This window comes from Rothia endophytica (assembly GCF_039543885.1).
GTDB lineage: Bacteria > Actinomycetota > Actinomycetes > Actinomycetales > Micrococcaceae > Rothia > Rothia endophytica.
Genome location: NZ_BAABKP010000002.1, coordinates 171,681 through 196,858 on the forward strand (window position 1 = coordinate 171,681; position 25,178 = coordinate 196,858).

Annotated in this window: 21 protein-coding genes; 14 read left to right on the forward strand and 7 right to left on the reverse strand. The window is 54.3% G+C overall.

What is annotated here, in order from left to right; all coding sequences use genetic code 11:
* Positions 1–39: 39 nt before the first annotated feature.
* Positions 40–1,458, reverse strand: coding sequence for an NAD(P)H-quinone dehydrogenase (locus tag ABD982_RS07265; RefSeq protein WP_345446069.1), 1,419 nt, complete (start codon positions 1,456–1,458; stop codon positions 40–42).
* Positions 1,459–1,716: 258 nt separating this feature from the next.
* Between ABD982_RS07265 and ABD982_RS07270 the strand changes: the two genes are divergently transcribed.
* The 4 genes from ABD982_RS07270 to ABD982_RS07285 all read left to right on the forward strand — a co-directional run bounded on the left by ABD982_RS07270 (position 1,717) and on the right by ABD982_RS07285 (position 5,427).
* On the forward strand, positions 1,717–2,502 hold the full coding sequence (locus tag ABD982_RS07270; protein ID WP_345446323.1) for a purine-nucleoside phosphorylase: 786 nt from the start codon (positions 1,717–1,719) through the stop codon (positions 2,500–2,502).
* Between the two features lie 46 nt (positions 2,503–2,548).
* Positions 2,549–4,237: a phospho-sugar mutase gene (locus ABD982_RS07275; protein ID WP_345446071.1), complete on the forward strand. Its 1,689-nt coding sequence runs from the start codon at positions 2,549–2,551 to the stop codon at positions 4,235–4,237.
* Between the two features lie 61 nt (positions 4,238–4,298).
* Positions 4,299–4,991, forward strand: coding sequence for a deoxyribose-phosphate aldolase (deoC, locus tag ABD982_RS07280; RefSeq protein WP_345446073.1), 693 nt, complete (start codon positions 4,299–4,301; stop codon positions 4,989–4,991).
* A 112-nt stretch (positions 4,992–5,103) separates the two neighbouring features.
* A complete protein-coding gene (locus tag ABD982_RS07285) occupies positions 5,104–5,427 on the forward strand; it encodes a hypothetical protein (RefSeq protein ID WP_345446075.1) in 324 nt (107 codons plus the stop codon).
* Positions 5,428–5,489: 62 nt separating this feature from the next.
* On the opposite strand, the gene mfd is transcribed toward ABD982_RS07285, so the two are convergent.
* The gene (gene mfd / locus ABD982_RS07290; RefSeq protein ID WP_345446077.1) at positions 5,490–9,122 is read right to left on the reverse strand and encodes a transcription-repair coupling factor; all 3,633 of its coding nucleotides are present in this window, start codon (positions 9,120–9,122) and stop codon (positions 5,490–5,492) included.
* Between the two features lie 374 nt (positions 9,123–9,496).
* Between mfd and ABD982_RS07295 the strand changes: the two genes are divergently transcribed.
* From ABD982_RS07295 to ABD982_RS07340, 10 genes are all read left to right on the forward strand, one after another.
* Entirely contained in the window at positions 9,497–10,237 is a 741-nt protein-coding gene (locus ABD982_RS07295) for a hypothetical protein (protein ID WP_345446078.1), read from the forward strand.
* A gap of 5 nt (positions 10,238–10,242) precedes the next feature.
* Complete coding sequence (locus tag ABD982_RS07300) at positions 10,243–13,287, forward strand: fibrinogen-like YCDxxxxGGGW domain-containing protein (protein ID WP_345446080.1); 3,045 nt, start codon at positions 10,243–10,245, stop codon at positions 13,285–13,287.
* 304 nt (positions 13,288–13,591) lie between these two features.
* Positions 13,592–14,338, forward strand: coding sequence for a CDP-alcohol phosphatidyltransferase family protein (locus tag ABD982_RS07305; RefSeq protein ID WP_345446082.1), 747 nt, complete (start codon positions 13,592–13,594; stop codon positions 14,336–14,338).
* Positions 14,339–14,343: 5 nt separating this feature from the next.
* Positions 14,344–15,267, forward strand: a complete 924-nt coding sequence (locus ABD982_RS07310) for a glycosyltransferase family 2 protein (RefSeq protein ID WP_345446084.1) — start codon at positions 14,344–14,346, stop codon at positions 15,265–15,267.
* A 4-nt stretch (positions 15,268–15,271) separates the two neighbouring features.
* Positions 15,272–16,561 carry an O-antigen ligase family protein gene (locus ABD982_RS07315; RefSeq protein WP_345446086.1) on the forward strand — a complete coding sequence of 430 codons (1,290 nt, stop codon included), beginning with the start codon at positions 15,272–15,274 and terminating at the stop codon, positions 16,559–16,561.
* Positions 16,561–18,087 carry an oligosaccharide flippase family protein gene (locus tag ABD982_RS07320; RefSeq protein WP_345446088.1) on the forward strand — a complete coding sequence of 509 codons (1,527 nt, stop codon included), beginning with the start codon at positions 16,561–16,563 and terminating at the stop codon, positions 18,085–18,087. Before ABD982_RS07315 ends, ABD982_RS07320 begins: the two co-directional genes overlap by 1 nt.
* 28 nt (positions 18,088–18,115) lie before the next feature.
* Positions 18,116–19,312, forward strand: coding sequence for a YveK family protein (locus ABD982_RS07325; RefSeq protein WP_345446090.1), 1,197 nt, complete (start codon positions 18,116–18,118; stop codon positions 19,310–19,312).
* Between the two features lie 19 nt (positions 19,313–19,331).
* Entirely contained in the window at positions 19,332–19,781 is a 450-nt protein-coding gene (pssD, locus tag ABD982_RS07330) for a PssD/Cps14F family polysaccharide biosynthesis glycosyltransferase (protein WP_251380719.1), read from the forward strand.
* A gap of 15 nt (positions 19,782–19,796) precedes the next feature.
* Positions 19,797–20,363, forward strand: a complete 567-nt coding sequence (locus ABD982_RS07335) for a glycosyltransferase (RefSeq protein WP_345446094.1) — start codon at positions 19,797–19,799, stop codon at positions 20,361–20,363.
* Between the two features lie 152 nt (positions 20,364–20,515).
* Complete coding sequence (locus tag ABD982_RS07340) at positions 20,516–21,022, forward strand: DUF2505 domain-containing protein (RefSeq protein WP_345446096.1); 507 nt, start codon at positions 20,516–20,518, stop codon at positions 21,020–21,022.
* Positions 21,023–21,106: 84 nt separating this feature from the next.
* Here ABD982_RS07340 and ABD982_RS07345 read toward each other — a convergent pair whose 3' ends face one another.
* The 5 genes from ABD982_RS07345 to ABD982_RS07365 all read right to left on the reverse strand — a co-directional run bounded on the left by ABD982_RS07345 (position 21,107) and on the right by ABD982_RS07365 (position 25,067).
* A complete protein-coding gene (locus tag ABD982_RS07345; protein ID WP_345446098.1) occupies positions 21,107–21,532 on the reverse strand; it encodes an FAD synthase family protein in 426 nt (141 codons plus the stop codon).
* A 201-nt stretch (positions 21,533–21,733) separates the two neighbouring features.
* The gene (gene sufU / locus ABD982_RS07350; protein ID WP_251380715.1) at positions 21,734–22,186 is read right to left on the reverse strand and encodes a Fe-S cluster assembly sulfur transfer protein SufU; all 453 of its coding nucleotides are present in this window, start codon (positions 22,184–22,186) and stop codon (positions 21,734–21,736) included.
* Between the two features lie 71 nt (positions 22,187–22,257).
* Entirely contained in the window at positions 22,258–23,559 is a 1,302-nt protein-coding gene (locus ABD982_RS07355) for a SufS family cysteine desulfurase (RefSeq protein WP_425570031.1), read from the reverse strand.
* Positions 23,560–23,675: 116 nt separating this feature from the next.
* Positions 23,676–24,257, reverse strand: a complete 582-nt coding sequence (gene pth, locus ABD982_RS07360; RefSeq protein ID WP_345446101.1) for an aminoacyl-tRNA hydrolase — start codon at positions 24,255–24,257, stop codon at positions 23,676–23,678.
* Positions 24,258–24,455: 198 nt separating this feature from the next.
* Positions 24,456–25,067: a 50S ribosomal protein L25/general stress protein Ctc gene (locus ABD982_RS07365; protein WP_251380713.1), complete on the reverse strand. Its 612-nt coding sequence runs from the start codon at positions 25,065–25,067 to the stop codon at positions 24,456–24,458.
* Between the last annotated feature and the right edge of the window lie 111 nt (positions 25,068–25,178).

The window sequence follows — 25,178 nt, forward strand, 5'->3', positions numbered from 1 at the left end:
CCGAGGTTTCTCGGTGGACTTTTTGGTGGAGCTGAAACCCTACTGCATGATGTGCAGCTGGCGGGCAGCCTCAGAAATAGAACCGCTGAGCGAGGGGTAGACCGCGAAAGTCTCGGCGATATCATCCACGTGCAGTTTCTTATCCACTGCCAGTGAAAGCGGAAAAATAAGCTCGGAGGCACGAGGCCCTACCACCACACCACCGATGACGGTGCCTGAATGTTTACGGGCAAAAATCTTGATGAAACCGTCTTCTACCGCCAGCATCTTAGCGCGTGCGTTGGTTGCCAGGGGCAGCATGACCATATCAGCCTGATACTTACCCGCTTCGATTTCGCTTTGACTGACCCCGACAGTCGCGATTTCGGGGGCAGTAAAGATATTGGCTGCAACCTGGTGGGTACGCAAAGGTTTGACCGTGTCACCCAGCATGTGGGAGACCGCCACCCGCCCCTGCATGGCAGCAACCGACGCCAGTGGGTAAACACCGGTGCAGTCACCGGCCGCGTAGATATTTGAAATATTGGTACGTGAAACACGATCCACATTAATGTGACCGGTTTCTGAAATCTCAACACCGACTGCATCCAACCCCAGGTTCTCGGTGTTGGGGATAGATCCAACGGCAATCAGGACGTGGGAACCTGCGACCTTGCGACCGTCAGAGAGCGTAACTACCACACCGTCACCGGCTTCGTTGTACTCAGCACCCTCCGCGCGCGAGCGCGGTAGAACCCGCACACCCTTACGTTCAAAAACGTTCTCCAGCACGGTTGCAGCGTCCCCATCTTCGCCGGGAAGCACCTGGTCGCGCGAAGAGATAAGGGTGACATTAGAGCCCAGGCCGTCATAGGCTGATGCGAATTCGGCGCCGGTTACACCGGAGCCCACCACAATCAAATCTGTAGGTAGTTCTTTGAGGTCATACAGTTGGGTCCAGTTGAGAATACGTTGCCCGTCTGGCTGTGCAGTTGGTAGCTCGCGCGGGTGGGTACCAACAGCCAGCAGAATGAACTCGGCATTGAGTTCATACGTCAGCCCGTCAGCATCGGTTACCTGAACAGTGTTACGGTCAATGAGCATACCACGCCCGGCAATTACCTTCACCCCGTTGCGTTCCAGGGTGCGCTTAATATCGTGGGACTGCTGTAGAGCTAGGTCAATGAGGCGCTGATTAACCTTGGCAAGGTCCACCGAAATCTGAGGCGGGTTATCGTCTTCGCCCACCGAGATAGCGAGCTCCTGTGCCTTACCAAAGCGGTTGCGGGCGTCCGCACTGGTAATGAGGGTTTTGGAGGGAACGACGTCGGTGAGCACGGCTGATCCGCCCATGCCCTTATCTTCGATGATGGTAACGTCGGCACTGTGGCTAGCTGCCACCAGAGCAGCTTCGTAGCCGCCGGGGCCGCCGCCGAGGATGACGAGTTTGTGGGAAGAAAAATCTGTTTTTAGAGTCACCTATCCATTGTGTCCCACATCCCAGGATGGCTCAACTTGCAGGCACAGAATTTTAGGGCTAGAACACTAAAAGGGTGTAAGTTGGGCGCACTGGTTTACCTTGCCCCTTTTCTCATCTGGGTCAGCCGCGTCTTTCGACCAAAGGCCTAGCCCCTCGGATTCACCTAGTCTCGCCCCGTCATTATTGGTAGGCTAGAAGGTGTGTTGAATGAATCAAATCTCCCCGCTGTATCGACCGCTGACCCCAACCATCCCGCGCTGGTGCGGGCTCGTGAGGCAGCTGAATTTATTGCTGAGAAGACCGGTGTTGAGAAGCACGATCTGGGCCTGACTCTGGGTTCGGGCTGGGGCGAAGCCGCCACCCTCATCGGCGAGGTCACCCATACTCTTGATGCTTCTGAGGTGCCTGGTTTCCATAAGGTTGCTGTGGTGGGTCACCCCGGCACCCTTACCTCAATCCTTACCCCGGAGGGCAAGCGTGCTCTCGTGATTGGCTCACGCACCCACTACTATGAGGGTCGCGGTGTGGACGCGGTGGTTCACGGGGTGCGCACCGTGGCGGCTACCGGCGCCAATACCATGATTCTGACCAACGGGTGCGGCGGCTTGAATCCCGCTTACTCCGCCGGTGAACCGGTGCTCATTTCTGATCACCTTAATTTCACGGCGGCTTCCCCGCTGACCGGTGCACACTTTGTTGATCTCACTGATCTTTACTCCCCTCGCATCCGTGAAATCGCTCGCAGCATTGACGCTTCCTTGCAGGAAGGTGTCTACATGCAGTTCCCCGGTCCTCACTACGAAACTCCCGCAGAGGTAAAGATGGCTGGAGTTCTAGGTGCCGACTTGGTTGGCATGTCTACCGCCTTGGAGGCTATTGCAGCTCGTGCCGCCGGGCTTGAGATATTTGGTATTTCACTGATCACCAACCTGGCTGCCGGTATTCAGGAAACCCCGCTCAGCCATGCTGAGGTGATCGAAGCAGGCGAGGCCGCTGGCCCCCGTATTTCCCGCCTTCTGGCAGACATTATCGCTTCCCTCTAACCACTGGCCAGCCATAATGTGGCTGATGAAATCTAAGGATTTATTGATGTCTACCCTTTTACCTCAGCTCGTCGAGCGGGCCCGCGCTTGGATTACTGATGATCCGGACGCTGAGACTCGCACCCAGCTTGAAGGCATTCTGGCTCAGGCTGAGGCTGGCGATGAAGTTGCAGCAGCTGATCTAGCTGATCGTTTCTCTGGTACTTTGCAGTTCGGCACCGCAGGTTTGCGCGCTGAGCTGGGTGCTGGTCCAATGCGCATGAATCGCGTGGTAGTCCAGCGGGCTGCCCAGGGCCTAGCTGATTACGCCACCGCTCGTGCTGAGGCCGAAGGGTGGGAGCAGATTTCAGCGGTCGTCGGTTTTGATGCCCGCAAGAATTCTAATGTCTTCGCTCTCGATACCGCAGCAATTTTCACAGCAGCGGGTATCGAGGTCAAGCTCATGCCCTCTCCCCTACCCACCCCTGTGACGGCCTGGGCTACCCGTGAATACGGAGCTGAAATTGGTGTGATGGTCACAGCATCTCACAACCCTCCCAACGATAACGGTTATAAGGTCTATCTGGGCGGTCAGGCAGTAGAAGATGGTGCTCGCGGTGCGCAAATCGTCCCTCCCTACGATGGTGACATCGCGGCGGCTATTGCCGATGTTAGCCAGCCAGTTCTAGCTGACGAGGGCTGGAGTGTCCTGCCCGATACCGTGGCCGATGACTACATCGTGAAGGTCCTCTCGCTCGTACCCCAGCAGGACCGTGACCTTAAGATTGTGCTGACTCCTCTGCACGGTGTGGGCGGCAAAACTGCCGAAGCTGTCTTACGCGGGGCAGGTTTCACCCATGTCACGCTAGTGCCGGAGCAGGCGGACCCAGACCCCACCTTCCCTACCGTCGCTTTCCCTAACCCCGAAGAGCCCGGCGCCCTCGACCTGGCCTTTGCTCTGGCGCAGAAGCTGGATGCCGATTTGATTATTGCTAACGATCCCGATGCTGACCGCGCGGCTTTTGCCATCAATGACGGCGGCACCTGGCGTATGCTCCGAGGCGACGAGACCGGATCGATCCTAGCCGACCGCATGCTTTCCACCCTCGAGAACCCTGCTGAGGCAACCTTCGCTAACTCCATTGTCTCCTCACGCCAGGTGGGGGCGCTTGCTCATGCCGCCGGCGTCAAACATGTGGAAACCCTCACCGGCTTCAAATGGATTGCCCGTGTAGAAAACCTGAGCTTTGGCTACGAAGAGGCACTGGGTTACTGCGTGGACCATGCCCAGGTGCGCGATAAGGACGGTATTTCAGCTGCCCTGGTCATGGCGGCTTACGCTCAGGAGCTCAAGGATGCTGGCAGCAACCTGCCCGCTCTGCTTGATAATCTCTCAGCCCAGCACGGGGTCTATGCTACCGACCAGCTCTCGGTTCGCGTTGATGACCTGGCACTCATTCCTGCCATGATGAAGCGACTGCGCGATAACGCCCCGGCCCAGTTAGCAGGCTCATCAGTAACCTCTGTTGAGGATCTCACCGAGGGTACCGAAACCCTGCCTCCCACCGACGGTATGCGCTACTACACAGAGGACGACTCACGAGTCATCGTGCGACCATCGGGCACCGAACCCAAGCTCAAGTGCTACCTTGAAGCGGTAGTTCCAGTGACCGGTTCAGTAGCTGACGCTCACGCAACCGCAGCCACCAAGCTCGATATCATCAAAGCCGATATGTCGGCAGCCCTGGGGCTCTAAACCCGCCCACCATTTGTACTTTAAGCAGGCATAATTTTGCCTGCACCAATTAGGAGAAACAATGACCTCTGAGCTAACCCGCGACCAGCTCGCAGCAATGATTGACCACACTATTCTTGCCCCCAACGCTTCTGAAGAAGATGTCCGCCGCTTGTGTAGCGAAGCCCGCGAATACGGCTTTGCTAGTGTCTGCGCTAACCCTGTATGGGCCCCGGTTCTCGCCGAGGAGCTAGCTGGCTCCCGGTCGGTGCCCTGCGTAGTTGTTGGTTTCCCCTTTGGTGCTTCAGCTACCGAGGTCAAGGCGTTCGAGGCTAAAACCGCTGTAGAGGCGGGTGCCCGCGAAGTTGATATGGTTATCAATATTGCAGCCGCCCGCGCTAACCACCGCGCTGCTCTGGTGGCAGATATCAAGGCTGTGGCAGACGCCGTTCACGCCGGCGGTGCCACTCTTAAGGTCATTATCGAGACCAGTGAGCTGACCGATGATCAGAAAGTTCTGGCTTGTGAAGCATCCGTTGAAGCCGGAGCCGATTTTGTGAAGACTTCTACCGGCTATTCCTCTGCCGGAGCAACCGTTGAAGACATCGCCCTCATGCGCGCAACCGTTGGCCCTGAGCTGGGCGTTAAGGCTTCTGGTGGTGTCCGCACCCGTGAAGAGGCTTTGGCAATGATTGCTGCCGGAGCGACCCGTATCGGCGCTTCAAAGGGAATCGCTATTATTGGTGCGGGCGAGGCAAGCGAAAGCGGTTACTAAAGCACGCGCCACCTACTCAAGTTGGCGTTCATTTTAGTGACACACCGTGCGAAGCTGCCCCTGAGCACCTATACTAAACATTAAGCTGTACACACACCCAAAGGACTATCTTATGTCTGATAACGATCGCTCTGAGGCTGAGAAGCGCTCAAACGTCGAGTCACTCGGCCTGGAATCAGGTAACCCTCCCCGTTCAGGTACTCCCCAGCACTCTGGTACCAAGGAAATGGGCTCCAACATCGCACTCTTCGTACTTTGCTTCGGCATTCTGCTCGGTTGCTTCTACGCGCTGGGCACCTACCCCGAGGGTGGCTGGATCTGGTGGTCTATCGCAATCGTGCTTTACGCTCTTGCTTTCATAATCCCGCTCTGGGTTCTACCGTCAAAGACCAATGAAGCGGTGCATTCAGGTGGCACCGATCTCTACATGAAGTAGTCACCACGCTACGATAAAAATGGGACTCCCCGGTTGGGGAGTCCCATTTTGCGTATCGGCTATTAGCTGGTTTCGAAGATGGCGTGGAGGAACTGCTCCGTCCATTCAACCATAGCGGCGTCCACCAAATCTTTTCCACCCACCCTAGCGGTCTTAGGGCGGGGGACCAGAATCTGCCAGTTCTCGGTGCCGGGCACCTGGCGGTAAAGGGCACCGGGGTACATTCTCTCTAGCCGCATCTGTTTAGATTCGGGCAGATTGTTAACCGGGAAGAAGCGAACCTTTGGCCCCATAGCAACGATTTCCCTCAAACCCACTGCACGCGCGCGTTGGCGCAGGGCAGCAATGGTAAAGAGGTTCTCTACAGGTTCAGGCAGAGCACCGTAGCGGTCTACCAGCTCTTCGCGGGCTTCGTTCAGTTCTTCAACTGTCAGTGCTTGGGCGATTTGGCGGTAGGCAGAAAGCCGCAGACGCTCTGAAGAGACATAGTCATGCGGCATATGAGCATTGACCGGTAGGTCAACTTTGATTTCCGCTGGTGTCTCTTCTTTCTCACCGTGCTGGAAGTTGGCGACGGCCTCCCCCACCAGGCGCAGATAGAGATCAAACCCTACCCCAGCGATATGCCCGGATTGCTCGCCTCCCAGGAGGTTGCCGGCACCACGGATTTCTAGGTCCTTCATAGCCAAACGCATGCCCGCACCCAGCTCGTTGTGGGTTGCGACCGCTTTCAGCCTCTCATGAGCGACTTCGGACAGCATCTTTTCGGGTGGGTAGAGAAAGTAGGCGTAAGCACGTTCTCGCCCGCGCCCCACGCGTCCACGCAACTGGTGAAGCTGCGAAAGACCATAATTCTGGGCATTGTCAACAATGAGGGTGTTGGCATTAGAGATATCGAGGCCGGTCTCCACGATGGTGGTTGATACCAGGACGTCAAACTTACGTTCCCAGAAATCCACGATAATTTTTTCCAGCCGAGATTCGCTCATCCGACCGTGGGCTACTGCAATGCGCGCCTCAGGTACCAACTTCTGCAATTGGTTGGCGGTCTCTTCGATAGAAGATACCCGGTTATGAACGAAAAATACCTGGCCTTCACGCATAAGTTCACGGCGTATAGCCGCGGTAACCTGCTGATCAGTACGAGCCCCAACATAGGTCAGTACGGGGTGGCGTTCCTCGGGTGGGGTTGCCAGGGTGGAGGTCTCGCGAATACCGGTCAGAGACATCTCCAGGGTGCGCGGAATGGGGGTAGCGCTCATCGCCAGCACATCAACGTCAGTGCGCATGGTCTTGAGCTTTTCCTTATGCTCAACACCGAAACGCTGCTCCTCGTCAATGATGACCAGGCCCAGGTCCTTCCACTCGGTGGACTCCGAGAGAATACGGTGGGTGCCCACGACAACGTCCACTGAACCGTTCTTGATGCCCTCTAATGTTTCAGCAGATTCTTTAGCCTTCTGGAAGCGGGAGAGCACGCGGATGCTGATAGGGAATCCAGAGAAGCGCTCGGTAAAGGTCTCAAAATGCTGCTGCGCCAACAGGGTGGTAGGGACGAGAACCGCCACCTGCTTACCATCCTGCACAGCTTTGAAGGCAGCTCGAACCGCGATTTCGGTCTTGCCATACCCCACGTCGCCCGAGATTAGGCGGTCCATGGGAACTTCTTTTTCCATATCAGCCTTGACCTCGTTGATAGCAACCAGCTGATCGGGAGTTTCGTTATAGGGGAAGGCTTCTTCTAGTTCAGATTGCCAGGGTGTATCAGCCGCAAAAGCGTGGCCGCGTGAAGCCTGGCGAGCCGAGTAAAGCTTAATCAAATCAGCCGCAATTTCTTTGACGGCTTTACGTGCCCTGCTCTTAGTTTTAGCCCAGTCGCTTCCGCCCATTTTTGAGAGAGTGGGAGCATCTCCACCCACGTAATTAGAGACCTGATCTAACTGGTCACTGGGAACAAATAGCCTGTCTTTGGGGCCTCCCCGTTTGGTGGGGGCATACTCCAGAACCAAGTATTCCTTCATGGGCTTGAGTTGCCCTGGAGTCACAGTAGCCCCGGCGATAGGACGCTGTACCAGCTCAACAAACTGACCGATACCGTGTTGCTCGTGCACCACATAGTCACCGGCAGATAAACTCATGGGATCCACCGCGTTCTTACGGCGCCTAGACGGCAACTTCCCGCTGCGCAAATCACGGGTGGCATAGGGCGATGTGCGCCCCAAAATATCAGCCTCCGTGAGCAGCCCCAACTTAGCCCCGTCCATCATGAAGCCATGCCCTGCACTAGCTGTGGTCATCTCGATAATGCCCGGTTCTGGAGCTCGTTCGAGACTCTCCACTCTGGACGCCGGAATCTCAGCTTCTTGGAAGAGATCGAGCAAGCGGGCCAGGGGGCCGGGCCCATGGGTGACTACGGCGATACGCCAACCATCTTTTACTTTTTTGCCTACTTCATCTAACAGCTCAGTAACGTTACCGGCATAGGTATGGGGCACTCGAGCGGCAAACTGAACTGAGTCAACATCATCATCAATGGCACTATCAACGCCAAGTGAGGTCATGGCCCACCAGCCCATATTTTTAGCCAGAGCAAGTTCACGCATCGAGGCAACCGTTCTAAAACTGCCTGAGCCTAAATCCGATAGACCGTTTTGTCCCAGATCGATGGGTGCGTCAGATGCGTCTGTTACCGAGTCCCAGGCAGCGTGTAGAAATTCTTCGTTGGTGGCGACGAGATCCGCGGCACGGGAGCGAACACGTTCAGGTTCGATGATGATGGGCAAAGAGCCTTCAGGCAGGTGATCTAGTAGCGTGACCATGTTATCAACCAGTAGAGGTATAAGGGATTCCATTCCCTCAACGTAAATACCGCCGGCAATTTTTTCGAGCATGCCAGCAGCGCCGGGGTAGCTGTTCTTGAGCCGGGCGGCTTTACTCATGATGGAGGGTGTGATGAGTAGTTCTCTACAGGGTGGTGCAAGGAAAACACCGGGGTGATTCTCGGCGTTGATAGTGCGTTGGTCAGCTACTGAAAAGTATCTGATGTCTTCAACCTCATCGCCAAAGAAATCGATGCGTACCGGGTAATCTGAAACTGGTGAGAAAATATCTAAAATCCCACCTCGCACTGCGAACTCACCTCTTTTAGAAACAAGGTCTACTCGCGAGTAGGCAGCTTGTGTTAGCTGTTTCACAGTTAAATTAAAATCGACCTCTTGGCCTTTTTGGATTTCAACGGGCTCCATCTTTTCCAAACCTGCCACAAGGGGCTGTAGCAGTGAACGGACCGGTGCAACCACAATACGAGGAAAGGTTGCCCCCAGGCCCGCCAAAGATCGAAGAACTGAAAGCCGCTGACCCACAGTATCGCTGCGGGGTGACAACCTTTCATGAGGAAGGGTTTCCCAGGCAGGGAAAAGCACCGCTTCTTCTGCCGGTATCAAAGAGGACAAGGCTAATACCGTATCCTCCGCCTCTCGATCAGTGGCAGTAATCACTAAAACAACAGGGGGCCTGACAGTGTCCCCCATGCTGGTGACATTCGAAATTCCTTGTAGTAAAAAGGGTCTCGCACCCTCCGGGCACCCGATAACAAATTCATCCGCCCTTGCAGTTGGATGAGCGGCAGCGACACCCATGATGGCGGCATAGGTCCCCTCGCCCTTGAGTGCCTCTGTTATGCCATGTAAAGCCATGTATTCTCCCCTTTCAAACCCGGAACAACAGCTCTCTCATTATTCCATACAGGCATCACCTCAGGCAGGGCCACTCAGAGGCAGGTTTACTCGATAAAAATTTAAATATTTTACGTCGTGAAATAAAGCATGAGCGCATGAAAAAGCTGTCACCATATACAGTGACAGCGGCACAAAACCCTCGCTATTTATGAATCCTCAGCTGTAGTATTGTCGTCAGAGAAACACTTTTTCAGTCCGTACTCATTGCAACCACAGCTCTTCGCACAGCTTAATGAGAATCGGTCGACCTCGCACTAAAAGAATATTAGGGATTCATGAAAATACACGGGTTAACTCTGCCCTTTTTCACGAGCTCTAGCCGTACAGTCTTTTTGACAGTCGGCGCTCTCAGCACCCTCATCCTCACAGGATGTTCAGGAGCAGGGCAAGAGAACTCGGCAGCCGAATCAGAACCGGCTGAAACCTCGACAACTTCCTCAGCTTCACCAACAGCATCAGCCTCTGCATCACAAGAAGGCAGTGCTAGCGAAGGCCAGGACACCTCTATTGAAGAGAACTTCGCAGGGTCTGGTGAACTGGCTGCCGCCAAAGAGGTTCCGCTAGATACTGCGGAGGTTCAAACAACGGAGGAACTGTACACGGACGTACAACAGGTACTTTCCAAAATTGAGGCAGTTGACGTTGTAACCTCAGATCAAGCCCCACCTAAAAACCAGGACGAAGGCGCTGAGAATACAGAGGTTGACGAAGAGATTGACCCCTATAAGTACGTCTCAGAAGCTACCGTTGACGAGTTGAAAAAAACAACAACCGGATCAGCTTTGGATCAGTATGTAGCCACCGCCACCGAGTACGCCATGAGCGGGTGGAAGGTAGAGGGAACCTCTAAGGTCGTGGGAAACCCCAGGCTAGCTGATAGCGAATATGAGGGCCAGCCAGCCAAAATCCTTGAGGTTTGTCTGGACTCCTCGGACGTCAAGGTTGTCAACGTAGCTGGCACGCAGATGAACCCCACCGGGAAGCCACGTTCACTCAACATTTTTACTCTTATTGAAGACAATGGGGCTTGGAAGATCGCTTCACAAGACTTCCCCAACAACGCAGATTGCTAACAGATATGAAAAAACCATCATTTATCTCTAAGTTGGCCGTTGGTGCGACCGCGCTGGGCGTCGCGGTAGCCATGTTGCCAGGCGCTAGCGCCAATACCACGTATGTTCCCAACGGCCTGAGCTCAGAAACTGCTGCTGCTTCCTGTTGGGAAGTCAAGCAGAATGACCCCGAGTCAACGTCAGGCACTTACTGGCTCTACACTCCCTCCATGGACGCCCCTGCTCAGTTCTACTGTGATCAGGAAACTGACGGCGGCGGCTGGGTTATGATTGGCCGCGGCCGTGAAGGTTGGACTGAAGAATACTTTGGCCGTGGCAAGGCTGAAGATATCTTTACTAAGCCCACCGGCCCTGAAGCTTTCGACCCTGTTCAGCTGTCATCAGAAACCGTCGATGAGCTCCTTGACGGTGATCGCGTTGACTCGCTTGAGGACGGCGTCCGCTTCCGTCGTGCAGTCAATGCAGAGGGCACTGACTGGCAAAATGTCTACGCTCAGCGCATTAACACCGAAAGCTGGAGCTGGACGCTACAGGCTAACACTAACTGGGGCGGCGTTCGTTTCGAGAACCCTTCTTCAATAGGCGGAAGTAGAATCTACGGGTTAACCACCGGTGGTATCGCCTCCTGGAATCAGAGCTACAACACCCTACGTTTCACTTCAGCAGCTGTACACGGGTGGAAGAATGGCTTTGCTTACGGCTCCTATGTTCGTGGCAACACCGATGCTAGCTCATACCTCTGGACCCCGACAGGCACCGCCCCCATGGGATTCACCCAGGTATTTATCCGCCCCAAAATAAACCAGAACGATGCTGGTTTCGCACAGATTCCGGACAGCGGTCTAGCAGCGGAAGATAACCGCCAGCTTCCTAACAGCTTCACTGCCTCGATGCGTTGGCGTACCTCTATGGAGTCGGGCACCGGCGTCGTAAGTGAACTAAATACCCGTGTGCAGGCTATCGCCCAGGTAGGCAACACTGTCTTCACCGGTGGCGACTTCAAAAATGTTGTCAGTGCCAGCGGAGAAACCGTTGAACAGGGTTACCTTGCAGGTTACGATGTGAATTCCGCAGAGTTGGTTCGGAGCTTTACCCCCAAGTTCAATGGGCAAATTAAGGCTCTAGAGTCACTGCCTAGTGGTCTTCTAGCCGTTGGTGGCGAGTTCACTGAGGTCAATGGTCAGCCTGCCAACGGTTTTGTGATCCTTAACCCCGTGACCGGTGAAACCGATACTTCACTGGGCTGGGATATTGTCAACCGTGTTTCTGGCGCTGTTCCCGTAGTTAAAACTATCCAGGTTCAGGGAGGTTACGTTTACATCGGTGGTTCCTTCACCCACGTTAAGGGAGGAACCGGTGACTTCTACACCTATTCTCGCAACGCTGCCCGTTTCAACGTGTCTACCAAGGGCGTTGACGTCACCTGGCGCCCGGTCCTCAACGGTACCGTCAATGGTGTATCTGCTAGCGAAGACGGTGTTGCACTTGCTGGCTATTTCACCAAAGTCAACGACGTAAATACTGTGAAGCTGGCTTACCTAAGCCCCACCGCAGGCACTATCTCTAAGCCCTGGGTTTGGAAGCCCTCCTACCCCATCAACACTACTAACGGTGGCTTCCAATTCGATGTACAGCAAGCTCACTCAGAAGTTTGGGCTGGCGGATCTGAACACCTGATTGCCCAGTACAGCCTGTCAGACCTCTCCCGCATGTCCTCATCCATCACGAGGTCAGGCGGGGACTTCCAGGATCTTCAACTCGACACCAACACCGATGTTATGTACGGTGCCTGCCACTGTGGCAACTGGGTATACGAGGGCGCTGACCTTTACCAGACTCCTTGGAATACCGCTGTGTCGGATATCCATCGCATTCGCCTTGTAGGTGCTTTTGATGCTCAAACCGGCGAGGTTCTACCCGAGTTTTCACCCGAAATTTCAGGTGATAAAGGCTACGGTGTGTGGGAATCATTTGTTGATTCCAACGGCGTTCTCTGGGCCGGTGGCGATATCACCCGTAGCCGCGGCTCAGGCGGCGGGCAATCAACCGTGGGGTTCGTTCGATTTACCCCTCGTGACGTTGCACCTGCTGCAGCACCCAGTGACCTACAGGTCACCACTGACGGAACAACTGATGAACTGACCTGGACCAGCGGCACCCGTAGCCGCACCGACTACCAGGTACTGCGCGATAACCGCGTCATCGCAACCGTCAAGAGTGGCACCTCCTACTCGGTTGCTCACACCGACGGTGCTCGCTATTTCGTTCGCTCCGTAGATAATGTTGGCAACTACTCAAAGACCACCCCTGTGGCTACTGCACCTGCTCCCCCGGTAGAAGAACCTGTCGATCCTCCCGTTGAAGAGCCTGCTCCCCCGGTAGAAGAACCCGTTGATCCTCCCGTAGATAACGAGGAAAATCCGGTTATCCCTCCCGTTGATGAGCCTGCGCCCAACGACCCCGCCCCTCCCGTAGTTGACGAGAATCCGGACCCTGCTGATCCGGTTGAACCTGTCGAACCTGAAGCTCCTGCTGACCAGAAGCTTGTTGTGAGTGGAGACCGCTGGGATGTCACCTTTGGCCTCACCAATATTTATGACCGCACGTGGCGCGATACCAACTACGCCTACAACACGGGTCGCCAGTGGTACACCCGGCCCAGCAGCATTGGCTGGGGCGAGCCGAGCCTAGCATCAAACCTTAGCTTCAACTGGTGGAACCAACCCAACGCCATGTTCTTGCGTAAAGAACTCACCATTAACCCTGCTACAGGGCAGTCACTGGTTCTGACCACCTACGCTGATGATGGTATGGCGATCTACGTGAACGGTAAAGAAGTTCACCGTGAGAATCTAGCCACTAACGCTACCGCCTCATCCATGGCACTGGCGCGAGTTGCTTATAGCGACGCTAAGCTACGCCCCATCACCATTACGATTCCGGCAAGCGAACTCAACCAGGGCAAGAACGTCATTGCAGCGCAGGTTCACGCCTACCGCCGTGGAGAAAGCGCCACTTTCGATATGGAAGCAACCCTCAAGAATCCGTAATTCTTGAGTCTGAAGCAGTGATCCGTCCATTAGGACGGATCACTGTTTTCTTGGTTGGTGTCCACATGACACCCCACAAAACGTGGGGAAGGCGATACATCATTACGGCACTTGTCCTAAGAAAATCACCTGTCCCCACCTCTCATTGTTCATTTAAAATTAAGGGTAGGTTTAGGGTTTTCCAGGAGTTTCACTTTGCGCGACTACCTGCCTGACCAGCAGGTATAGCCTAAGTCAACTCACGGGATGTTCATAAACTCCACTCATCACGCACGCACTTTTTAGGGAATTCAAGGGCACCGCTATGACTTCACGCGCCTCAGGTACATCCTATGGTTTTAGGGAAACTCTTTCACATCTCAGTTCAGCCCAGAAACCTGGAATTGGAGTACCCGCTTACACCCGCTGGGTCAACCGCCGCGTAGCCCGCGTGTTTGCGGCGGCAGCCGTAAAATGGGGCATTACCCCTAACGGCGTCACGGCCATCAGCGCCCTCACCTCCGTGATAGCCATGCTGCTGTTAATCTTGTTCCCGCCTTCTGTATGGCTTGGCGCTGTAGCAGCTTTTCTCTTCGCTCTTGGCTATGCACTGGATTCAGCCGACGGTCAAGTTGCACGAGTTACCGGTGCATCTTCACCCGCCGGAGAATGGCTAGATCACGTGGTAGACGCTATGCGCACTCCTGCTATGCATCTCACCATCTTGGTTGGCTTCATCAAGTACCAGGGTTCTTGGCCTCTGGCTGGTTGGGGCCTGTGGTGGCTCCCCCTAGCTTTCTGCGTCATTATCACCGGGCATTTCATGAGTCAGATTCTGGCTGAACAGCTCCGTAACAACAGGGGTACAGCAGCACCTGCCTCTGGTGGTAACCTGCGCTCCTTCGTCAACCTTCATATGGACGCCGGCACTTTCTGCTGGGTCTTCATCTTTTGGGGCACTGGCTGGGTCTTCATCGTGGTCTACGCTCTGCTCTTCTTTTCCAATGCCGCGACCATTCTGCTATCAATGCGTCGTAAGTTCGTTTCACTCAGCACTTCAAAAGGGGCATAAGCGCTATGTCATACCCTAAAGTTTCAGCACTCATTGCCACCGCTGGTCAGCGTCCTCAGCTTCTGCGAAAGACTGTTCAGTCCATGTTCGATCAGGACTATGCTGGGGAACTCGAGATTATCGTGGTCTTTGATTATGTCGAAATTGATGACCTTTCAGATCTAACGGCCCCTGCCAACCGCACTCTCAGGACAATAGTTAACAATCAAACTAAAGGGCTAGCTGGCGGCAGAAACACCGCCGTTGCAGCAGCAACCGGTGAGTATGCTGGTTTTTGCGACGATGATGACTACTGGTACCCCCACCGTATCGCGGCTCAAATTAGCCTCTGGCAGCAGAACCCCGAAGCAGTTGCCATCTCATCGAGCATCATGGTGCGAACTGATGGTAAGGACGTTGAGCGCTCCGCACCCGCCGTGGCATCCTTCGATGACTTGCTCGAGTCCCGCATCATAGCTATTCACCCCAGCACCACACTCTTTAAGAGGGAAGACATCCTCCCCGATGGTCGTATCGGCCTAGTCGATGAGAATCTACCTCACGGGTATGGTGAGGACTACGAGATGTATCTGCGCGCCACACGGTTTGGAGATATTCATTCCATCCAACAACCCGGCGCCCTCATTCTGTGGGATCGCCCCTCATTTTTTGCAGGGCACTGGCAGTCCATGGCTGAAGGTCTTACCTACATCCTGCAGAAGTACCCAGAATTTGAGCGTCAGCCTAAGGGACTTGCACGCATCGCGGGGCAGATTGCTTTCGCGCATGCTGCTGTGGGTAATAAAAAACTCGCAAAGCAGTTTGCGACCTCAGCCATCCGCCGCGACGTCAAGCAGCTTCGAGCTTGGGCTGCCTATGTGATTGCCACTGGCCTCATCAAGCCCCAGTTCCTGCTAGATCTGGTACAGAAAACAGGGCGAGGTCTATAACTGCATGTCAGTCGCTATCACGCCCACGGGTAAAAAAAACCGTTTCCTGGCTGCGGTGCATCCCTCAGTGAATGCACCGCTACCAGCGTGGCCCCTGCTCGCTCTTTTTTACGGTCTACCCGTTATCTGGGCGATGGGGCTGCTGCAGTTTGCTCCCACCATTCTGTCCAGCATCATGATTGTTTACATGGTGATGCGTCGTCGTGTACTGGTGCACTCAACCATGTGGATCTGGTTTGCCCTCATGTTCTGGGGTGTGGTCTGCCTCGTCTCGATTGATAATGCTTCAGAATTCCTGGGCTGGTTTCAGCGCTACATGAATATCTTCAACGCTGGTATCTTCACTCTCTACTATTTCAATGCCCGCGAGCGCATCCCCAACGATCATCTACTGGGTGGTTTACTGACCGTTTGGTTCACTATGGTGGTCCTGGGTCATTTAGCCCTCATTTTCCCTGACTTCCGTTTGCGTACGCCCATGAGCTTTATCATGCCCGGCGGTCTGCTTAACAATGAGATGGTGCGCACCTACGTTTACCCCGCGATGGCAGAGGTACAGAGGCCCTGGGGCGTGGAAGTGCCCTATAATCGCCCCTCTGCGCCCTTTAATTACGCAAACTCCTGGGGTCTGGCGTATGCCTTGTTGACCCCTGTGGTTTTTGGAGTGATGGCAGGCGTAAAGTCAAACAAGATCAAGCTTTTTTTGGGTATCGCCGTCGTGCTTTCTTTAGTACCGGCTGTAGCGACCTCCAACAGAGGTATGTTCATCGGGCTTGGTGCTTCTTGCGCCTACGTTTTGATGAGGCTGCTCTTTAAGGGTGACTGGCGAGCGGTAGGTATCGGCGCACTCCTACTGGTAGGAACGGTCACCTACCTGACAGTCTCAGGTGCCGTTGAAGAGATTCTGGGGCGTCAGGAGTACTCTGACTCCACAGGCGGTCGAGCTTCGCTCTATGAACTTACGTTCGCTTACACCATGCGTTCCCCACTGGTTGGTTACGGAACGTCTCAGATGTCTGACAGTGTGGGTGTCTCGATGGGAACGCAGGGCCAGATTTGGGCTCTCATGTTCTGCTTCGGTTTTGTAGGCCTAGGGCTTTTCTTGACCTACGTTATTTCCGTATTAATTAACACCTGGCATATCGCTTCTCACACCGGTCTATGGGTTCACTCTGTGATTGTGTCGGCCTTAGCAGTAGTAACTTTCTACTCTTTTGACGTTATTCAGCTCTCTGTTTTGATGTTGTGTACTGCGCTGATGATGCGATCTCGAACGTACGGGGAGGGTCTCTAGTGGCTCGTTCCTTAGCTAAGAGTGGGGCTTTTTCAACCCTTTACGTCATATACGGTTCTGCTGCTGCATTTATAGCTACACTCATCGTGTCTAACGGTGCTGGGGCTGCAGGCGCTGGCGCTTTCTTTCAGGTCATGGCGCTTTTCGCTATGGGTACTTCCTTGTGTGTCTTTGGTGCCGATACCGGACTGGTGCGCACCATGAGCGCGCAACGGGCCGTTGGACGCTACTCTGCACTGCCACAACTCATCCGTTTTGCGGTGGTACCTTCAACGTTTATCGCTTTAGCGGTGGTTGCTGCTGCGCTCATCTACGCGCTACCTGCCATCACTCCACAGCTTGAACCAGAGATCCGATTAGCAATCTTTGTCTCGGCACCCTTTCTGTTGATTGCAGCCTGGATGACGCTGGCTTTCGGAGCACTCCGTGGCTTAGGTCAAACCGTTGAATTTACTTTCTTACAAAGCACTGTTTTACCCACCCTGCGCATTCTCGCAGTACTTCTTGCAGTTAGCTTTTCAGGAGCGGTAGTTTACTTGGCGCTAGCTTGGTCACTTCCTATCTTGCTGGTTCTCTTGTTCGCTGTGCTTTGGGTCAAGAAATATATGCCATCTGAGCCTGACCTGCCGCATTATCTCCCGCGCCACCTAGCTGTGGTTTCGGTTCCTCAGGCTTCAGTAGCTGCACCTGAATCGGCGAAAAGCTTCTGGTCTTTCAGCTCTGCCCGCGGCGTATCTGCCATGGTCGAAGCGACGCTGGAATGGATTGATGTGTTGCTTATTGGCGTCTTTTTGGGTCCGGCTGCAAGCGGTGTCTACGGAGCCGTTAACCGGTGCGTGCGCGTTGGTGCTATGGTTGAGCACACTGCGCGTGTGGTGACCGGGCCAGAAATTTCTGCAGCCATTGCGCGAGCTGACACGGTTCGTGCGCGTCAGATTTTTGTTTCTGCCACTCGTATTCTCATTGCAGTTGGCTGGCCCTTTTTCATTACCCTGGCCATCTTTGGGGAAACTCTGCTCCGCTTTTTCGGCGAAGAATTCACGATCGGCGCCCCTCTCTTTTGGATCATCTGCTCAGCCATGCTGCTGCAGATGGCTGCCGGAGGTGTGCAAAGCGTGCTCCTTATGAGCGGTAAGAGTAGGTGGCAGCTCTATAACAAGCTGTCAGCTCTAGTCGTTGCTGTAGCTCTCAATCTCACCCTGATTCCCGTATGGGGGCTAAAAGGCGCGGCCACGGCCTGGGCGGCTGCGGTGCTCGTTGACTGTGGAATGGCGACATACCAGGTGTACACCAAAGTCGGTATTAGACCACAGCCCACCGAGATACTACCCACTGTCACTATTGCAGCCCTGCTACCGGGGTTAGGAGGAGCGCTTAGTGTGCTGCTGTGGGGGCAGAGTCTCACAGCTCTACTGGTTTACGCAGCCGTTATCATTCCAACGTATCTCTTACTGCTATACCGCTTTAGAACAGCGGTTGGCCTCGAAAAATTCTTCACATCACTCACTCGCAAATTAGGCCGCTAGGCCAAAACTAGGGAAGGAACATACACCCATGGAGCGATATAACCGCCCACGCAACGACCAGCAGGCACCACCCATTACCTTAGGCACCGCTGTTCACCGTATTATGCGTCAAAAATTCATTGTCTTACTGTTTGTACTTATCTTTGCTGCTTTGGGAGCCTTAGTAGGCGCCATGTTCCCGGAGCGTTACGAGGCTAAAGCTGTTATCAATGTGGTTCAGCCCAGCAGCGGCACCTCCTTGAGGTCAGCGCTCAATTCCGTTGATATGGACACCGAAGAGGCTATTGCTGGCTCACGCACCGTCCTTCAGGCAGCAGCAGATGACCTCGGAATGGACGTCAGGGACCTCATGGACACCCTCGATGTTGCCGGGCACTCCAACAGCACCATCTTAGATATCGTGGTTACTGCTGATACTCCCGAGGATGCAGCCAATGCAGCCAACACTGTCGCTCAGGCTTACCTTGATCACCGCAAGGGCACCTTACAGGCTGGGCTAGACGAGCTGCGGGAGAAGGTGGATTCTGTAGCCGATGATATGACCAAACAAGTGGTGGACGAAGCAGTACTGAACGTTGTAACTACCTCAACTGACAGCGGTAGCATCATTTCGGAGGCCCAGCCGCCTCAGGAGTCTGCTTCCTTTAGTATGGCTCAGACTATTTTTATCGGTGCAGCTACCGGTCTTCTGCTGGGTATTCTCTTTGCTTACATCGCTGATCGCACTGCACGCGGTCTCGGCTACCCTCAGCGTCTTTCTGAAATTTCAGGCTCAGAGGTTTCTCTGATGGCAGATGGTGAAGAACGGGAATCTGCTCAGCACCTTCTGCGCCGAATCGGTGCGCCCGAAGGCGATCTTGCCAAGGCTGGTCTGGGCGGAATCACGATTTACTCCCCTACCCCCGGTGTCGCTGCCTCCTTGGCACATACTCTGCAGGGTGTATTGGCAACCAACACTTCATTTATGGATGCTACAACGTTTGATAGCATCGCACCCTCAGCTATGAGTACCCAGCTTCAGCAGAACTCACCGGTTCTGGTAGAAACTGCATCTACCGCTTCAGTTGCCCAGGTGATGTTAGCCGCCGATAGCACTGGCGTGTTGTTGCTGCCCTTTACTGCTAAGAGCCAGCGCACCAGCGTCAGCCGTCTCTTTGACGAGCTAACTCCCTCAGCTGGTACCCAGGTCATCCCTGTTTACTACGCTTCCTCTGCCAACCTCTAGAAGTAAGTAAAGTAAGCTCATGAAAGTGCTCCTCACCGCTAGCGCCGGCGGGCATCTTGCCCAGCTCATCGCTCTTGATAAATTTTGGAAAGACCATGACCGCGCCTGGGCTACCTTCGACCTTCCCGAAGTACGCTCAGCTCTCGAGGGTGAACGCACCTACTGGGTGCACTTCCCTACCACCCGCAACATCCCTAATGCTGTACGCAATATGGGGGTCGCCTGGCGCGTTCTTCGCAAAGAACGCCCTGACGCCATCATCTCCACCGGTGCCGCTGTGGCTGTTCCTTTCTTCATCATCGCCAAGATACTGGGGATCAGAACAGTCTTTATTGAGGCCTACGACCGGATCACTATGCCTACCATGACCGGACGTATGTGCTACCCCATGAGCGATCTCTTTGTAGTGCAGTGGGATGAGCAGAAGAAGGCATTCCCCGAAGCCGTTAATATCGGCCATATTCTCTAAATACTGGAGTCGAACGTGACCGCTAAGAATTATGATCTTGTGGTGTCATTAGGCACCGACTACCACCACTTTGACCGTTTGGTGAGCTGGGTGGATGCCTACCTAGCCGAGCATCCTGATGTTAGTTGCCTGGTACAACACGGTTTCACAGCCGCGCCCCAGCAGGCTGAAGCCGTTGAGCGTATATCTCGCGCTGAACTCCTCGAGCTTTATCGAGCAGCAAAGGTGGTGCTGGTTCAGGGCGGTCCTGGTTCGATTCTGGATGCCCGAGAGGTAGGTGCAATTCCTCTAGCTGTTCCTCGACGCACTGAGCTGGATGAAGTGGTAGATAACCACCAGGTAGAGTTCTCCCGGGTCATGGAGGAGCACGGTGAAACCATCGTTGTCACCAGCGCTGAAGACCTAGCTCGTAGACTAGATGCTGCTTTAGCTAATCCAGAGTCCCTTCAGGGTACCTTGAGGGTTCCGGGCAATAATGAAGCTGCAGATAAGCTGAGCGACCAGCTATCGACTCTGGAGCAGCAGCACCCCAGTTTTATCCGGCGTGCACGGCAGATTGTGAGCGGTCTAAGAAATAAATAAGACCCTTGACCTGTGAATGAGTGAAGTATGGGGCGCCCCTTTTCTGAGAAGGGGCGCCTAATACTTTAAAGGAAGAAAACCGTACCTTTACGGTGCCAGCACACGTAGAATGAACAGGACACTTCAGTAAGGCCTTTGAAAGGGGCACCATTATGGCTGTTCAGAGCACCACCATTATCAACGCACCGATTGACCAGGTAGCACGGGCTTTCGCTGACGAAAACTTTGCACGCTTTTCCAGTGAAAAGGTGCGAGTCACTCTCGAATCTTTCTCTGTAGAAGGCGACCACACCGGCGCTTTTACAGCAACCACTGTTCGCGGTATCCCCGCTGACCGTATTCCTGATATGGCGAAGAAAATCCCCGGTGTGAGCAGCGGTATCACCATGACTCAGGTCGATCGTGTCTCAGCACCCGCTGCAGACGGCTCGCGCACTGTAGATTCAGAGGTTTCGGTCAAGGGTGTGCCCGTCACCGGTACCGCGCAGCAGAAACTGATTTCCGAAGGTGATCGCACTACTGCCACTGTGAACGGCGAAGTGAAGTGCTCCATCCCCCTGGTTGGCAAGAAAATTGCGGCCGCCGCTGAGCCTCAGATTGGCCGTGTTTTCTCAGCCCTCGGATCGAGTGCTGAAGAGTTTATCAAGAATAACTACTAAGCTTTCTCTGATGATCAAAAGAACCCGGTCAACATTTGATGTTGACCGGGTTCTTTTGATAAGGCTGAGAGTGTTAAAGCTCTGTTAGGCAGCTGCAGAGGTAAGTGCGGCTAAAGCAGCGCGTAACTTGGTGCTGGAGGTGTGAGCTGTGTAAGGGAAGTACACGACATCAACACCAACCTGAGCGAAGCGGTTCTCAAGATCGATTCCACGGGGAGTGCCCTTCCAGTCATCACCCTTGAAGAAGGTATTGAAACGCACCTGTTCCCAGGTTTCTAGCTTGTCGACAATGGTTTCGGCGCGTACTTCATCAACAAAATCAATGTGGGAAACGATTTCCATACGTTCAGCCAGAGGCACGATAGGCTTGCGCCCCTTGGTGAGTTCCAGCATTTCATCTGAAACAACGCCTGCGATGAGGTAATCGCAGTTCTTTTTAGCTTCACGGAGCACGTTAAGGTGCCCTACGTGAAAGAGGTCGAAAGCGCCTGCAGCGTAACCGATGTTCATTAATCCCCTAAGATACTGGTCTTCACGGTGCGAGCGCGAAGTATTTTGGTCTTCTTCAACGGTACGGTAAAGGGGAGGTTAGTGGGTAGTATGAAGAGCCAGCCTTTTGGGGGACATCGCAGGTCAGAGCTTGTTTTAGGCAACAAAAAACCCTGCCACCGTCGGGAGTGAAGGCAGGGTTTTTACCAGTCTGGTTAGGTGCTATGCAGATGCTTCTTTAGCGGCTTCTTCAGCAGCGACCCAAGAGAGCATAGCGCATTTCACACGCGCTACGAACCGAGAGACGCCAGCGAAGGCAGCCGCGTCCCCCAGCACTTCTTCATCAGGTTCTACGGTGCCGCGTGAGCGTAGCATTTCGCGGAAGTCATCGACCAGAGCTTGGAACTCCTGAGTTGTCATACCGGGTGCCATCTCCGAGAGGACGGAGGCTGCCGCCATCGAGATGGAGCAGCCATTCCCTTCCCAAGAAATAGACTCGATGACCTCTTCTTGGTCTTTGAGGATGACTCTCAAGTTGATTTCATCGCCGCAGGTGGGGTTGTACTGGTGGTTGCTGGCGGCACGCTTCCCTTCAGCTTCGATCAAACCTTCGCCGGTACGCTGCTTGGAGTGCTCGAGAATAATTTGTTGGTAGAGCTGTTCAAGGCCGCTCATTGATTCTCCTGTGTTGGGTATGGGTTTAGAAATTAGGGGTATCAGCTGGCGCTCTAACCCCGGTTTTGTCTTTAGTAGCCGAAATATGCACGCACGGTTGATAGCTGGTCCACGAACCGTTCAATATCTTCGGTGGTGTTGTAGATGTAGGCACTAGCCCGTGTTGAGGCGGTTAGCCCCAGGGCACGGTGTAGGGGCTGAGCGCAGTGATGGCCTACTCTGACCGCAATGCCTTTTTCATCGAGGAGCTGGCCTACGTCGTGGGGGTGCACACCCTCAACGTGGAAGGCGGCAAGACCTGCACGTGGCTGACCTGCGGCAGGGCCGATAAGCCGAATGCCGGGAATTTCAGCGATACCCTCTGCCAAGAGTTGGCCAAGGTGTGCCTCCCAGGCGTGCACCTGATCCATACCCAGGTGCTCCAGGTAACGCACAGCTGCTGCCCAAGCTACCGCCTGGGATACCCGCTGGGTTCCGGCCTCGAACTTAATGGGGGCAGGCATCCATTGGGCTTCGTTCATGGTCACTTTGGTAATCATGGATCCACCGGTCAGGAAGGGAGGCATCGCCTCCAAAAGCTCATTTCTGCCATAGAGCGCTCCGATGCCCGTGGGGGCTAGCATCTTATGGGCTGAGAAAGCTGCGAAGTCTACACCCAGTTTTTTGACGTCCACCGGCATGTGAGGCACCGACTGGCAGGCGTCCAGCACGGTGATAGCACCGACTTTACGAGCCAAGGAGACCAACATTTCAACATCGGTCACCGAACCGGCGACATTTGAGACGTGGGTAAAGGTCAGCACGCGGGTGCGGTCACTGACAATGGTCTGCGCAGCCTCATAGTCGATGAGACCCTCATCGGTCACGGGGATGTACCGTAGAGTGGCTCCTGTACGCTCAGCCAGAATCTGCCAGGGAATGATGTTAGCGTGGTGCTCTTGCTCGGTGGTGACGATTTCATCGCCCTCCCCCAGGGCGAATCTGGCAGCATCGTGGCCGCCAATCCCCTGTGAGGCGTTGGCGAAGCTGTAGGTCAGCAGATTGAGAGCTTCTGTGGCATTAGAAGTCCAGACAAGCTCTGTTTCTGTGGCATTAATGAAACCTGCTACGGTACGGCGGGCGTCCTCAAAGGCATCTGTTGCATCAACAGCAAGGGTGTGCGCTCCACGGTGAACTGCGGAGTTAGCCCCGAGGTAGTACTCACGCTCGGCGTCCAGCACTTGCAGAGGGTTCTGGCTGGTGGCACCGGTATCAAGGTAGGTGAGAGCATTCCCGTTCACGGTGCGGTCTAGGATGGGGAAGTCTTTGCGGAGTTCGCGCACCAAATCGTTGGTGAGCGGTGCGCCGGGTGAGGTACGGTATTCGATTGCCACGTGTCTGCCCTTTCTATGGCTCTGCCTCTATAACGGCATACTTTTATAGCCTATTCCTCAGCTGAGAAAAATGGTAGTTAGGTGCGGCTTTCTCGAGGGGTGACGAGTGGGGAGCCTTAGGCTCCGTGAAATTTCTGCTGGGCATCTAAGAGCCCCTGCTTAATCAGCATTTCAACTGCATCAGCGGCAGCAGAAACCAGGAACGGTAGCTCCTTAGCTTCCGTTGAGGTAAAGGGCTTGAGTACGAAATCAGACACCTGCATGCGTCCCGGGGGGCGTCCGATACCTGCACGCACCCTGTAGTAGTCTTTCGTCCCCAGGGCTTTGGTCATATCGCGTAAACCATTATGCCCGCCTTCTCCCCCACCAATTTTGAGCTTGATGGTATTAAAGGGGATATCTAATTCATCGTGAACAGCAATAATATGATCAGGGTCGATACCGTAGAACTGGGCGAGGCCAGAAACCGGCCCTCCAGAAACATTCATATAGGTTAGAGGCTTAGCCAAAACTACCTTGGGCCCACCCATTCCCAAGCGCCCCTCAAGGACCTGCGCACGAGCTCGCCCGTGTTTTCTAAAGTTGCCGCCAACCGTACGGGCTAGTTCGTCAACCGCCATCTGACCAATGTTGTGACGAGTCTTTTCATATTCAGACCCCGGATTACCGAGCCCTATAATCAACCAGGTATCAGCCACTATAACGCCCTCTTTCGGCTCAAGAAGTTTTCTCAAAAAATTCATGGTTCTCTCAACATATCAATGCCCGCGCACTGTACATTTTAGGTGCAAGTGCGCGGGCATTGACAGGTACCTGCGGTTTAGAGTGCCGGCAGGTGACTCATAGCTTTAGTGCTTTGAGTTATCTGAATCGTTGGATTCGCCAACCTAATTTGATTATTCGGCAGCCTCAACGATGTCGCCCTCAGGAGCGTTTCCGCCTTCTTCACCGGCTTCGGGAAGATCGATTTCTTCGGGCTCTGAGATGTTGACGATCAGCAGTTCAGCGTCTGCAACGAGAGTTACGTCTGCGGGCAGTTCAACGTCTGATGCCAGAACGTGTGCGCCTACTTCGCGACCTTCGATGTTAACGGTGATTGACTCGGGTGCCTTGATGGCATCCGCTTCAACCAGAAGAACGGTTTCTTCCTGGTTAGCTACGGCACCAACTGCGGGCTCGCCCTCAACGTGCAGGGGAACCTCGATTTCGACGCGCTCGCCGCGCTTAACAATCAGAAGGTCCATGTGCTGGATTTCAGGGCGGATGGGGTGACGCTGGATGTCCTTGATCATAGCCAGAACGCTGGTTCCTTCGATATCCAAATCGAAGATAGCGTTGGGGGTACGAGCTGCGAGGGTGGTCTGGTGACCGGGCAGAACTACGTGCTTGGGGTCTTCGCCGTGACCGTAGATGACGGCGGGGATGTCGCCTGCCATGCGGATACGACGTGCGTAACCCTTACCGAAGTCATCACGGACGTTAGCTGAAATTTTTTCTGCACTTGACATGTGTGCATTCCTTTCGCTGGTTAGAGGTTGATGCGCCAAGTTATATAAGTGAACTGGCGCTAGAAATCGTTTTCTAACCAGCCACCGTCAGTTACGGACCTACCGGAGTTT